We start from the raw sequence: 12,689 nt of genomic DNA, 5'->3' as shown, positions 1-12,689 counted from the left end.
CGAAGTAGTTTTCACGGTCGGTCGGAATGCCCCGGTATGAGCGGGCCATGGACGGAGTGGGATCACGTTTTGAAGATCGACCCGGACAAGTCGCTGGTCGACGGTGAGACGTTCGAGGACGTGGCGGCGACCGGGACCGACGCCATCGAGGTGGGCGGGACCACCGGGATGACCGAAGAGAAGATGCAGCGGGTCGTCGAGGCCTGCGGGAAGTACGACATCCCGATGTACATCGAGCCGTCCAACCCGTCCTCGGTCGTCCACAGCGACGCTCACGACGGCTACCTCGTCCCCATCGTGATGAACGCCGGCGACGTGACGTGGACGACCGGCGCGCACAAGGAGTGGGTCCGACTGGACGACGACATCGACTGGTCGCGCACCTGGACGGAGGCGTACATCGTCCTCAACCCCGAGGCCTCCGTGGCCACCTACACCGGGGCCGACTGCGAACAGGACGCCGACGACGTGGCCGCCTACGCCGAGGTCGCCGAACAGATGTTCGGCCAGGAGATCGTCTACGTCGAGTATTCCGGCACGCTGGGCGATCCATCGAAGGTCCGAGCGGCCAACGAGGCACTGGACGAGGCCACGCTGTTCTACGGCGGCGGCATCCACGACTACGACTCGGCCCACCAGATGGCCCAGGAATCGGACGTGGTGATCGTCGGCGACCTCGTCCACGACGAGGGTGTCGACGCCGTCCGCGAGACCGTCGAAGGCGCGCGAGACGCGAACTGATCAGTCTCGCTGTCCGTCCGGCCCACCTGTTTCGTCCCCGTCGGCGAGCGGCCGCAACGGCGTCACCTGCGGACCGTGGTCGGTCCGCGTGACCGCGGCGTCGATGCCGAACACGTCGGCCAGCAGGGCCTCGGTGACGACCGACTCGGGCGGGCCGCGGGCGTAGATTTCGCCGTCTTCGAGGGCGACGACGTGATCGGCGTACTGGGCCGCCTGTTCGATGTCGTGCAGGACGAGCACCACGGTCGTTTCGCTCTCGTCGCGGAGGCGTTCGACGATCTCCAGCACCTGGAGCTGGTGGCGCAGGTCGAGGAAGGTGGTCGGTTCGTCGAGCAAGAGCACGTCGGTCTCTTGGGCCAGCGCCATCGCGATCCAGGCCAACTGCTGTTGGCCACCGCTGAGGCTGCCGATGTCGCGATCCCGGAGGTGGTCGACGTCGGCCATCGCGATCGCGCGGTCGATGGCGTCCCGATCCGCGTCGGTCAGGGACTCGAACGCGCCGCGGTGGGGGTACCGGCCATGTGCGACCAGTTTCTCGACGCTGATGCTGTTGGGCGCGGTGCTGTCCTGGGAGAGCAGGCCGAGTTTCCGGGCGAGTCGCTTCGCGCCGAGGTCGTGCACGTCCGCGCCGTCGACCCGGACGGTGCCCCGGTCCAGCGATAGCTGGTCGGCAAGCCCTTTCAGCAGGGTACTCTTGCCGCTCCCGTTCGGACCGACCAGGGCGGTCACCTCGCCCGGCGGGACACTGATCGACTCGCCGTCGACCACCGGTTCGTCGGTGCTGGGATAGCCGATGACGAGGTCGTCGCCGGCGAACTCGCTGGCGGCCGCGGCGGGGGCCTCGTTGAGTTCGTCCTCGGTCGGCGTGCCGTCGGCTCCATCGGCGTCGTCTTTTTCGCTCAGCAGTGATCCGGTGCCGCCGTCCGTCGTGCATCCGTTCTCGCCCGTCATATTTCACCCAGTGTCTCCTGTCTGCGCATCAGGTAGAGGAAGTACGGTCCGCCGACGACGCCAGTGACGACGCCGACGGGGATCTGTGCGGGCCGTAACGCGAGCCGTGCGCCCACGTCGGCGGCGACCATCAGGGCCGGCCCGGCGAAGACGCACCCGACGATCAGCTTCCGGTAGTCGCTGCCGACCGTGAGACGCACGATGTGGGGGACCACGAGTCCGAAGAAGCTGATGATGCCGGCGACGGCGATGGCGGCGCTCGCGGCCAGGATGGCCACGGCCGACAGCAGAAATCGGACGCGCTCGACGCGCATCCCCAGCGAACCGGCCGTTTGCTCACCCAGCAGGAGGACGTTCAACTGACGGGCACCGGCGAGTGCGAACAGGACCGCAAAGAGCGTCGGGATCGCCGCGATACGGAACTCCTCCCACCCGACGCCGGTCAGCGAGCCGGTGATCCACGCCATCGCCGACTGGACGGTGCCGAGGTCGTCGGCGAAGAAAAACATCGCCCGCTGGAGCGACTGGAAGACCATGTTCACGATCACGCCGGCGAGCACCAACCGGATCGGGCTGGTTCCGTCTTTCCAGGCGATGAAGTACACGATCAGGAACGCGAGAGTCCCACCGACGGCCGCCAGCAGCGGGAGGAACGGCGTGAGACTGCTGAACACGACCAGCGTCAACAGGACGGTAAAGCCCGCTCCGGAGGAGACTCCGAGAACGAACGGGCTGGCGAGTTCGTTTCGGGTCACCGCCTGGAAGATGGCTCCCGAGACCGCGAGACACATCCCGGCAAGCACCGCGACCAGCACCCGCGGGAGGCGGATGTTCCAGACGATGAGGCTCTCGGTGCTCATCTCGGGGACCGCCTCGCCGAGCAGGAACGCGTCCCACGCTTGCGGGTTGAAGATCACGTTCGGGTTGAACACGGCCGCCCACGCCTGTTCGATGGTCATCGAGTACGAACCGTGGCTGACCTGGATCAGTCCGCCCACCATCACGACGATCGTGCTCGCGACCGCGAGCGCGACGAGGGAGGGATCGAGCAGTGTGGGCACTCGGCCGATCCGGTCCGGAGTCCCCCGTCCGGTCTCCGCGGTGTCGCCGCGCCAGGCCCTGACTCGATCACCGAAGCCCCGGCGTCCGTCCTCGCCGGTCGGTCCGTCCTCGGTCATCTCAGATCTCTCCGTCGACGATCTCGGCGACGCGACTCCGGTCGAACAGTTCCCGCTCGACCCCGTAGACCTGTTGTGTGGCCCGTTCGGTGAGCACGAGGTTCGTGATCGGCCCCTGGTAGAGGCCGCCGCCACGGTAAACGTCGCCGTTCTGGACGGCAGTCAGTCGGCTCGCCACGTCGTGGTTCTGCATGAACGAGACGACGGTGTTCCGGAACTCCGTCGCGGTCTTGTCTTCGTGGCCACGCAGGAGGAGCACGTCGGGGTCGATCTCCAGGAGCGTCTCGTAGTCGACCGAACCGCGATTGGCGTGGAAGTCCCGCACGCTGGTCTCCGCCAGTGCGTCCCGGACCCGGAGGTCACGCCACTGCTTGAAGCTCGTTCCCTCGCCGATCAGGTACGGCGAGAAGCTCTCGGGCTGGGGTCCGCCGGCCCACATGATCGCGACACGGGGGCGCTCGCCCGCCGAGGGGACCACCTCCTCGACCGTCGACTGGAACTCCCGATGGAGCGACTGGAAGGCCTCGTACCGGTCGGTCCGCTGGAACACCTCGGCGAGCTTCCCGAACGCTTCGTAGAGATCGAGGTACGGATAGTCCTCGTGCCAGCCGTAGCCCGTCGAGAAGATGCTGTTGCCGAAAAAGGGTGCCACCCGATCCCTGATCTCGTCCACGTCCGACTTGCTCCACCCGTCGAACCGGTTCATGAGGAAGTTCGGATCGATGACGTGGATGTCCGCGTCGAGCGAGTAGAACTGTTCCTTGCCGACTCCGTCCTGGTAGAGGCTGACCGTGTCGGATTTGTCGACCGAGACGCCGTCGACCGCGTCGTAGTAGTTCGTGTGGTAGCGGCCCGTGAGCCAGACCCCCTTCGGCGGTTCGAGACCGAGTGCGATCCCCATATCCGCCCAGCTACCGTTGTTGGCGACCCACGTCTCGGGAACCGAATCGAAGCCGACCTCGCCCACCGGCTCCATCGACACCGTGTACGAACCGTCCGATTGTGTCTCGTCTTCCGCGCCGTCCCCTTGACCCACCATGTTCGAACAGCCCGCGAGCAGGCCGCCGGCCGCCAGTGCGCTTCCGCCTGCGATGTACTGTCGTCGCGTCGGCGCGGTGTGTGTCGTCTCCATCTTGATTTAGGCATACCTAAACACGGGCTTAGTGGTTTCGGTTCGCCTAAAATACGGTCGAGATAACCGCCCGCTCACACAGCGCGACCGCTACCGGCAGGTTCCGGGACGGAGACCGGCGATGCGGCCAGGTGGTCGACGGGAGCGACACCCGGCTGTTCGATTTCAGAAGACGAGTCGCTCGACCAACCGGCGGATGACGCCGGGGCCGTCGGACCCGGCGGGCTCGATCTGGACGGCGGTACAGTCGACGCTGTCGACGATCCAGTCGGCCGGGCGGCCGAACAGGTTGCTCCGGAGGCGACCACCGTCGGTGCCAATGATCAACACGTCGGTGGGGTCGGTCGCGGACACGAAGTCCCGCGTGTGGTCGTCGCTCTCCACGACCGAGCGATACACCGGGACCGAACAGAGTTCCTCCAGTTCCGCGAGGTACTCGTCGAGCGTCTCGCGCTGGGTCTCGGTCGCGCTCCCGTCCACGGGATAGCGCAGGTCGATGCGCGATCCGGTCTCGCTCGCCAGGGCGTTGGCGATGGCGATCTTCTGGGGGTCGAACGGGCCTCGATCCGTCACGACGGTGATCGAGTGGATGTCCGCGAGATCGCGCTCTTCGATCAGCAACACGTCACAGGGGGCGTTTCGCGTGATCCACTCGACGCCCGTACCGAACACCGAGGCGTACAGCGGCTCGTCCTCGCGTTCGAGCAGGAGGAAGTCGGCGGCCTCGTCCTCGGCGAAGTTGACGACCGCGCGCTCGACGTCGTGGCTGACGATCTCCCCGTACTGGATCGGCACGTCGAACGCCTCGGTGAGTTCGGCCGTGCGTCGCTCGAAGTCCTCGTCGGACGCCGACAGGGTCTCCGAGGCGTGGCCGAGTGGGGCCTGATCGGGTACCTCGTCGAACTGCACGACGGTGACGCTCCCGTCGTTTTTCCGGGCGATGTCGGCGGCGATCCGGACCAGCGAGCGTTCCCGCCTGGCGCTCGTGTCCTCCGTGATCGCGACCACCACCTCGTACCCCTCGATCTCCTCGAACGTCGACTTGGTGCGCTCGATGGCCTCCTGCCCGATCGCCCGCCGGAGCACGTCCGTCGCCGCGCCCTCCCGCTCTACCTTCCCGCGGGCGTAGACGAAGTACCAGAGGATCGACCCGACGGTGATGACGACCGCGCCGACCAGCGGGATCGTCCCCATGAACCCGATGAGCGCGAGTCCACCGACGATCCCGGCGATCTGCGTCCAGGGGTACAGCGGCGACTCGAAACTCGGGTCGTACTCGCCCACGTCACCCTCGCGGAAGGCCACGACCGCCCCGTTGACCAGCGCGAAGACGACGATCTGGAAGGCACTCGCCAGCTTCGCGATCTCCTCGACGGGGACGAACGCGATCAGGACCAGCATGACGGCACCCGTGAGCGTAATCGCCTTCGAGGGGGTCCCCCAGGACTCGTGGATCTCGGTCAACGACGGGGGCGCGAGTTTGTCCCGGGCCATCGCGAAGGGGTACCGCGACGAGGAGAGGATCCCCGCGTTGGCGGTGCTGATGAGTGCGAGGACGGCGGCGACGATGACGGCGACCACGCCCGGGAAGGCGAGCGTCGCTTCGGCCGCGTTGATCATCGGCACCGCCGAGTCGCGCAGCAGGTCCGGCGGCGTCACGCCGACCATGACGACGACGATGAGGACGTACAACAGCGTCGTGAACCCGAGCGAGACCAAAATTCCGAGGGGGATGTTCCGGTCGGGGTCTTCGATCTCCTCGGCGATGCTCGCGACCTTGGTCACCCCGGCGTAGGAGACGAACACCAGCCCCGTCGCCGCGAGCAACCCACCGGCTCCCTTCTCGAAGAACCCACCGTAGTAGCTCCCGGTCGTACTCGGCAGCCCACCGACGACGAACCACACCATCGCCAGGAGCATGACGACGACGATGCCGATCTGGAGCCGCCCGGTCTGTTTCGCGCCGACGAGGTTGACGACGATCAGGACCGCCGCCAGCGCGAGCGCGACGGGCTTGACGGGGAGATCGAACAGGTACAGCAGGTAGGGGACACCGCCGATGAGCGCGAACGCGCCCTTGAACGCGAGCGAGAACCACGTCCCCACGCCGGCGATCGTCCCGAGCAACGGTCCCATCCCGCGCTCGATGTAGATGTACGTCCCGCCGGCTTCGGGCATCGCCGTCGCCATCTCCGCCTTGCTCAGGGCCGCGGGCAAGACGAGGATTCCGGCGACCAGATACGCCAGGATAACCGCCGGGCCGGCGGTCTTCAACGCGAGCCCGGGTAGAATGAAGATGCCGCTCCCGACCATCGCACCGACGCTGATCGCGATTACCGCAGGCAGTCCGAGATCACGTTCGAGTTCTTTTGGCATTGTCTGGATTGGAAATGACAGCGACGGATCGCGTCGACCTCAGACCTCCGACTCCCGGGACGAGAGCTGATCGCGGACGGCACCGGCCAGCAACGACGACGCGTCGAGGAAGTGAACGTCCGCGTTCTCGAACGCGTCGCGGTACGCCCGTTCGGCGATACACGCGATCACGGTCTCCACGCCACAGCTCACGCGGAGCAACTGCGCCGTCAACAGCGCCGTGCGGTCCGGGTCGAAGGCGACGACTGCCGTGTCGATCCTCGCCGTCACCCGACGGAGACTCGCCGCGTCGGTCACGTCGACGCGACTGGCGTCCAGTCCGGCGGCGGTCGCCTGCCGAACGAGTCCCGCATCGGTGCTGGCGAATCGAACCGTTGCGGATTCGGCAAGTTGTGCAGCGACCCCTCTCGCATCGTCACTGCCGACGATCAGGATCGGTCCGTCGTCAGCGAGTATATTGCCGGACGTCGGTCGGTTCTGTGTCGTCATCGTTGGCGTGTTCGATCGACAGACGCAGCTCTATTCGGGGGCCCTGCCCGCCCGAATATCGTGGTCCGTCAGCCGTCTGGTCGCTAGTCGTTGCTGGAACGCCATAAACTGACCGATTATTTTGCGCAAAACGGAAAATAAGCGTGTGTGAAAAGACGATTCGCTATCCTATTGCGGGCTATCTCGATCCGGGGCGAACCCCTCGTACGGGTGGACGTACTCGTTTCGGATGAGGTCCTCGTCGAGGACGTCCAGGCCGAGCGCGTCGAGTTCACGACCGATGCGGCTGAGGTCGTCGCCGTCGCTCCCGACGACCTCCACGTGGACGTTCTCGTTTCCGGTCATCACTTCCTGGACGGCGACGACGCCCTCGATTTCCAGAGCCTGGCTGGCCAGTTCCTCACGCTCTGGAATATCGGCGTTACAGATGATGAGCGTGTGGAGCTGGAACCCGGTCCGCTCGTAGTCGATGTCGAGGTAGTAGCCCTTGATAACGTCGCGGTCCTCGAGTCGGTTGATCCGGTTGCGGACGGTACTCGCCGCCACGTCCATCTCCTCCGCGATCGCGCTCGCGGACGTGTTGCGCGCGTCGTGCTGGAGCCGGTAGATGATGTGCCGATCCAGCGCGTCGAGTTCGACGATATCGTCTCTGTCGCTCATAGCGAGTGGACTGGGCACCCGACAAAAAGTGTACCGTCGTCGAGAGATAGCCACGGGAAACGAGGGGGCTTAAGTCCCGGCCGCCGATATCCGACAGCATGGACGACCGCACCTACACCGCGGACGCCGAGCCGGGCGACACGGTCACCGTCGCCGGCTGGGTCCACGAGATCCGCGACCTCGGCGGCATCGCCTTCCTGATCGTTCGCGACACCACTGGCAAGATCCAGGTCAAATTCGAGAAAGACGAGATGGACGACGAACTCGTCGAGAAAGGCCTCGATGTCCACCGCGAGAGCGTCGTCGCCGTGACCGGTGACGTGGAGGAAGAAGAGCGCGCCCCGACCGGCGTCGAGATCGTCCCCGAGTCGCTGGAAGTCGTCGCCGAGGCCGACCCAGAATTGCCGCTGGACCCCTCCGGCAAGGTCGACGCCGAACTCCCGACACGACTCGACAACCGGACGCTCGACCTGCGCAAGCCCGAGGTCAAGGCCATCTTCGAGATCCGCGCGGCGGCCCTGGAGGCGGTCCGGGACGCGTTCCGCGACCTCGGATCCACGGAGATCAACACACCCAAGATCGTCGCCACCGGGACCGAGGGCGGGACGGAACTGTTCCCGATCACGTACTTCGGCCAGGAGGCGTTCATGAACCAGAGTCCACAGCTGTTCAAGCAGCTGATGGTCGGCTCCGGTCTGGAACGCGTCTTCGAGATCGGCCCGATCTTCCGCGCCGAAGAACACAACACGCCGCGGCACCTCAACGAGGCGACCTCCATCGACTTCGAGTCGGCCTTCTACGACCACACCGAGGCGATGGACGCCTGCGAGACCATCGTGAAAGCCGCCTACGAGGGCGTCGCCGAGAACTGTCAGGAGGAACTCGAAGCCCTCGATCTGCAGGACGGGTTCGAGGTTCCCGACGGTGACTTCCCGCGGCTCACCTACGAGGAGGCCCTCGAAAAGATCAACGCGACGGGCGAACTGGACGAAGTCCTCGTGTGGGGTGACGACCTCTCGACGGAGGCCGAACACGTCCTCGGCGACGAGGTCGGCGAACACTACTTCATCACCGACTGGCCCAGCGAGATCAAGCCGTTCTACATCAAGGATCACGACGACGACGCGGAGGTCTCGACGGGCTTCGACATGATGCACCCGTCGATGGAACTGGTCTCGGGCGGCCAGCGTGAACACCGCTACGACAAGCTGGTCGAGGGCTTCGAACAGCAGGGACTCGATCCCGAGGCTTTCGAGTACTACACCAAGATGTTCAAGTACGGGATGCCGCCCCACGCCGGCTGGGGGCTCGGTGGCGAGCGCCTCATCATGACGATGCTCGGGCTGGGCAACATCCGAGAGGCCGTGCTCTTCCCGCGAGACCGGCAACGGCTGAGCCCGTAGGGCGAAGCCGTCCCTGGCGAGCGGGAGCAGAGAACAGCTCTGCTGCGACCGGGTTCCCGCGAGATCGCCAGCGTCTGAGTCCCTGACGAAGACGTTGCGGGCCAACGAGACGAGGGTGCGAGGTGGGACCGACGGGAGTACCTCGGAGACGCGAACGGCGAAGCCGTGAACGACGCGACTCTCGTCAGATCGCCAGGCCTGTCGCCGTAAGCGACGCGGCTTACTCCGCTTCTCCGACGGCCTGCTCGCGCAACTCGCCGGTCAGGTGCAGGCCGTGGCTGTCGATCCGGCGGACGACGCGTTTGGCCTGTGACTGGGAGAAGTACTTGTCCGAGACCGCCGCGCGGACGACGACGCCGAAGGTGCCGGTGACCGTCGCGCCGAACCCCTCTGCGACCGTCCGGAGCCGCCGGTCCTCCGAGACCAGTCCGACGGTCACGCCAGCGTCCCCGTTCCCGTCCACCGTATCCTCGGCGGCCGTCTCCGCTCCGTCCGTCGCGTCGAGGATGCCCTCGATCACGCGCACGTCGCTGGTCGGCTCCGGTTCGTCCAGCACGCGCATCGCGTCGTCGGTCCACTCGGTCTCGACCGGCCCGGTCACGATATCGTGGTCCTCGACGAATCGGTCGACGTTCGTCCGAGCCGGTTCGGTCGTCACCTCCGCCCGGACGGCGTCGGGGATGGCGACGGTGCCGTCGAAGGCACCGAGCAGGTCGAGTTCGCCGACCGCTCCGAGGGCCACCAGGACCGTGGCGTCGACGAAAATGTCGCTCACAGCTCCCTCGCGTTGTCGGCGTCCCGCCGGAGGTCTGCCGCGCGCAGCTGTGTGGTGAGGTTGCGCTCGCGGGCGACTTCGAGCCACTCCGCGACCGAGAGGCCGGCGATCCGGGACGCCTCGGTGACCGCCACGTCACCCTGCTGGTAGCGCCCGACCGCCTCGCGGATACGTAACTCCGCCAGCCCCTCTTCGAGGGCCTTCCTGATCGTCGTACTGCGGTCGTCGTCCAGAAGCTCCGCGACCCGCTCCAGTTCCGCCAGCTCCTCCTCCGACAGCCGCGCGCTGATCGTCGCCATGTGTACGTCGTATTACCACGTATACAAAGAACTATCGCCCCCGGGCACTCGCTTTCGGGGCTGACGGGTGCTATCATCCGCCTGCGGATACAGTTATGTCGAATTCCGTCGTACTAGAGTCGTTATGTCAACGTTAGCGTCGACCGACCCGACCACGGACGAGTGGGTAGACATCCGGATGACCGATCCAGAGGCAGGCGAGTGGGAACTCGACGCCGTCGTCGTCGACGGCCGGATGGAACACGTCGACCTCCGAGTCCGCGAGGACCTCGTGGCGTCGTTCGTCGGGTGTCTCGCCGAAGACCTGTCCCGGAGTCAGCGAGCGGCACTGCTCGACCGGCTCTCCGAGGAGGGGGCCGACGATGTCGACGCGGACGACACGGCCGCAACGTCCGACGCCGCCGACGCGACCGAAGACTAGGGGTACAGCCCCTCGTCTAACACCTCCAGCGTCCGCTCCCACGCCTGCGCGTCGGCGCGGGCGTACCCTGCAGGGGTGCCGCCCATGTCGAGTGCGAGGGGCCGACCGGGTAGCGGAAACGGTCGTGTCGCACGCTCGGTCGTCGGGTGATATGGGACCTTGATGTCGTGGCCAGCCCCGGGAACCCTGAGGTGGTCGTAGGTGTGTGGGTACGACGCCGCGTCCAGCCGTGCCATCGCCCGCGTGGCGAGCGTGTCGGCCGGCCAGACCCGGTCGTCGTCGCCGGTCACCAGCAAGACGGGACCACCGATCTCCTCGACGGGGATCGTCGCCGCGCGGACTCGCTTTTCGCTCGCCTGTGCCAGTCCGCGCTCGAACAGCGGCCGAACCGAGAGTGGCTGTCCCTGGAGCCACCCGGCGACGGCCCGGCATCGAAATCCAGTGGGCCGGGCCAGCGGCACGTACGGCACCCCCTCGCCGTCGACCGTCCAGGCCGACCCGGGGTCCGACAGCAGCTTGTTGCCCTGGAAGGTAACAGCGCTTGGCGCGTAGCCGACGGCGGTCCGGAGTCGGTCACAGCGGGTGGCCGCGAGCAAGGCGAGTTCGCCGCCCCGCGACCAGCCGACGACTCCCAGGGGGTCGGGTCGAACGTGGTTACGGGCGGCGAGCCACTCGACCGCCGACTCGACGTACTCCAGCGGAACCTCGACGAGTCGGTCCGGAAGACCGTCGCGGCCGAAGTACGCCAGCGCCAGTACGGCGTAGCCACGCGAGGCCAGCAACGAGGCGACTCGACGGGACGGGAAGCCGCCGCTGGAGCCTCCGAGGAGGACGACGCCGGGGTGATGTCCGTCGTCGTCCACGGCCGCAGCGGGTGGCTCGTACAGTCGCGCGACGAGTTTCGGGTGGTCGACCGACTCGACGGTGACGCCCTCGCGCTGGAAGCGGTGTTCGACGGTGGCGCTGGCGACGCGTCGCCCGCCGACAGTCGCGGTGAGCGAGACGTTGCCGTCGGTTCGCGTACGTTCGTGGGCCGCGGGTCGGTCGCCGATCCGTTCGGCCGACCAGACGAGCCCCATCGTGTCGGCGGTGTCGTACGTGCCGGCGAGCGGGCGCTGGCTGTCGAGGTCGGCGGTCCCGTCGTCATCGGTCCGGATCGTCACACTGGCCGCCCAGAGCCCGCCGTCGAGCGGCATCCGAGCGCGGACGGTCACTCGTCGCCGTGGCGGGAAACCAGCGAGCCGGACCGCGAACCGCTCGTCGACCAGCGGACGAGCAGGGTCGACGACGATCAGTGGACTGTCGTCCATTGCCCCCGACCTGCGGGGCCGGAGTAAAGTCGGTGTCGGCTGTGGGGCCCCACGGGCCGCCCGCGACGACCACCTTTTATTCACCCGGGGCCCCGACCGGGAGGCATGACTGAAGCCGAAGCGTTCGTCCCGGGCCACGTGACCGGCTTTTTCACCATTCACCGGGACGACGATCCGACGAAAGCGGGCTCGCAGGGCGCGGGGCTGGCCCTGACCGACGGGGTGACCGTCACCGTCCGGCCGGCCGAGGAGACGAGCGTGCGCTGTAACGACGTGCCCGTCGAGATGGACGCCGTCGAGACGGTGCTGGACACCCTGCAGGCGACCGCTCGCGTCGACGGCCAGACGCCCCTGCCCATCGGGTCGGGCTTCGGCGTCTCCGGCGCGATGGCGCTGGGCACCGCCCTGGCGGTCAACGAGGCGTTCGACCGCCGACTCTCCGAGAACGAACTCGTCACCATCGCCCACGGCGCGGAAGTACAGGCCGGGACGGGGCTGGGCGACGTGGTGGCTCAGGCTCGCGGCGGGGTCCCGATCCGGCTGGAGCCGGGCGGGCCACAGGACAACCTGCTGGACGCCATCCCGGCACGCGGGCCCATCGAGTATCACACGCTGGGCGAACTCTCGACGGAGGAGGTCATCTCCGGCGACACCGATCTGCTGGATCAGGCCGGCAAGCGGAGCCTCTCCCGGGTCGTCGAGGAGCCCACACTGTCCTCGTTCATGCGCGCGTCCCGGCAGTTCGCCCGCGAGGCCGAACTGCTCACGCCCGAGATCAGGGACGTAATCCTGGACGTGAACGAGGCCGGCGGCGACGCGTCGATGGCGATGCTCGGCAAAACGGTGTTCTCAATCGACGGCGGGCTCTCGGCGGCCGGCTACGAGCCTTCGACCTGCCGGATCGACTCGACGGGCGCGCGGTTGCTCGACTAGCCGTCTTGTCAGTCGCCGAGG

General features: G+C 67.1%; 13 protein-coding genes. 4 read left to right on the top strand and 9 right to left on the bottom strand.

Annotation, left to right across the window (positions count from 1 at the left end; all coding sequences use genetic code 11):
- Positions 1-36: 36 nt before the first annotated feature.
- The gene (locus BMX17_RS03380; RefSeq protein ID WP_092657647.1) at positions 37-741 is read left to right on the top strand and encodes a phosphoglycerol geranylgeranyltransferase; all 705 of its coding nucleotides are present in this window, start codon (positions 37-39) and stop codon (positions 739-741) included.
- On the opposite strand, the gene BMX17_RS03375 is transcribed toward BMX17_RS03380, so the two are convergent.
- From BMX17_RS03375 to BMX17_RS03350, 6 genes are all read right to left on the bottom strand, one after another.
- Positions 742-1,692 (bottom strand): ABC transporter ATP-binding protein, encoded by a 951-nt coding sequence (locus BMX17_RS03375; RefSeq protein WP_092657645.1) that lies wholly within the window; start codon positions 1,690-1,692, stop codon positions 742-744. It lies immediately after the preceding gene.
- Positions 1,689-2,870: a FecCD family ABC transporter permease gene (locus tag BMX17_RS03370; RefSeq protein WP_092657643.1), complete on the bottom strand. Its 1,182-nt coding sequence runs from the start codon at positions 2,868-2,870 to the stop codon at positions 1,689-1,691. Before BMX17_RS03370 ends, BMX17_RS03375 begins: the two co-directional genes overlap by 4 nt.
- A gap of 1 nt (position 2,871) precedes the next feature.
- A complete protein-coding gene (locus BMX17_RS03365) occupies positions 2,872-4,002 on the bottom strand; it encodes an ABC transporter substrate-binding protein (protein ID WP_092657641.1) in 1,131 nt (376 codons plus the stop codon).
- A gap of 165 nt (positions 4,003-4,167) precedes the next feature.
- Complete coding sequence (locus BMX17_RS03360) at positions 4,168-6,378, bottom strand: amino acid permease (RefSeq protein ID WP_092657639.1); 2,211 nt, start codon at positions 6,376-6,378, stop codon at positions 4,168-4,170.
- 39 nt (positions 6,379-6,417) lie between these two features.
- Positions 6,418-6,867, bottom strand: coding sequence for an NAD-binding protein (locus BMX17_RS03355; protein ID WP_092657637.1), 450 nt, complete (start codon positions 6,865-6,867; stop codon positions 6,418-6,420).
- Between the two features lie 168 nt (positions 6,868-7,035).
- The gene (locus tag BMX17_RS03350) at positions 7,036-7,527 is read right to left on the bottom strand and encodes an Lrp/AsnC family transcriptional regulator (protein WP_092657635.1); all 492 of its coding nucleotides are present in this window, start codon (positions 7,525-7,527) and stop codon (positions 7,036-7,038) included.
- 98 nt (positions 7,528-7,625) lie between these two features.
- On the opposite strand from BMX17_RS03350, the gene aspS reads away from it, so the two are divergent.
- Positions 7,626-8,930 (top strand): aspartate--tRNA(Asn) ligase, encoded by a 1,305-nt coding sequence (gene aspS, locus BMX17_RS03345; protein ID WP_092657633.1) that lies wholly within the window; start codon positions 7,626-7,628, stop codon positions 8,928-8,930.
- A 220-nt stretch (positions 8,931-9,150) separates the two neighbouring features.
- On the opposite strand, the gene BMX17_RS03340 is transcribed toward aspS, so the two are convergent.
- Together BMX17_RS03340 and BMX17_RS03335 are read right to left on the bottom strand one after the other, a co-directional pair.
- The gene (locus BMX17_RS03340; RefSeq protein ID WP_092657631.1) at positions 9,151-9,705 is read right to left on the bottom strand and encodes a PIN domain-containing protein; all 555 of its coding nucleotides are present in this window, start codon (positions 9,703-9,705) and stop codon (positions 9,151-9,153) included.
- Positions 9,702-10,004, bottom strand: a complete 303-nt coding sequence (locus BMX17_RS03335) for a UPF0175 family protein (protein WP_092657629.1) — start codon at positions 10,002-10,004, stop codon at positions 9,702-9,704. Before BMX17_RS03335 ends, BMX17_RS03340 begins: the two co-directional genes overlap by 4 nt.
- Before the next feature lie 124 nt (positions 10,005-10,128).
- On the opposite strand from BMX17_RS03335, the gene BMX17_RS03330 reads away from it, so the two are divergent.
- A complete protein-coding gene (locus tag BMX17_RS03330) occupies positions 10,129-10,425 on the top strand; it encodes a hypothetical protein (protein ID WP_211611273.1) in 297 nt (98 codons plus the stop codon).
- Here BMX17_RS03330 and BMX17_RS03325 read toward each other — a convergent pair.
- On the bottom strand, positions 10,422-11,735 hold the full coding sequence (locus tag BMX17_RS03325) for an acyl-CoA thioester hydrolase/BAAT C-terminal domain-containing protein (RefSeq protein ID WP_092657627.1): 1,314 nt from the start codon (positions 11,733-11,735) through the stop codon (positions 10,422-10,424). The genes BMX17_RS03330 and BMX17_RS03325 overlap by 4 nt on opposite strands.
- 105 nt (positions 11,736-11,840) lie before the next feature.
- Here BMX17_RS03325 and BMX17_RS03320 point away from each other — a divergent pair, with 105 nt between their 5' ends.
- Positions 11,841-12,668, top strand: a complete 828-nt coding sequence (locus tag BMX17_RS03320) for a pantoate kinase (RefSeq protein ID WP_092657625.1) — start codon at positions 11,841-11,843, stop codon at positions 12,666-12,668.
- Positions 12,669-12,689 lie beyond the last annotated feature (21 nt).

It is taken from the genome of Halorientalis persicus (assembly GCF_900110215.1).
Lineage (GTDB): Archaea > Halobacteriota > Halobacteria > Halobacteriales > Haloarculaceae > Halorientalis > Halorientalis persica.
The sequence above is the reverse complement of the archived record's forward strand: the minus strand, read 5'-3'. Positions and strand labels throughout refer to the sequence as shown.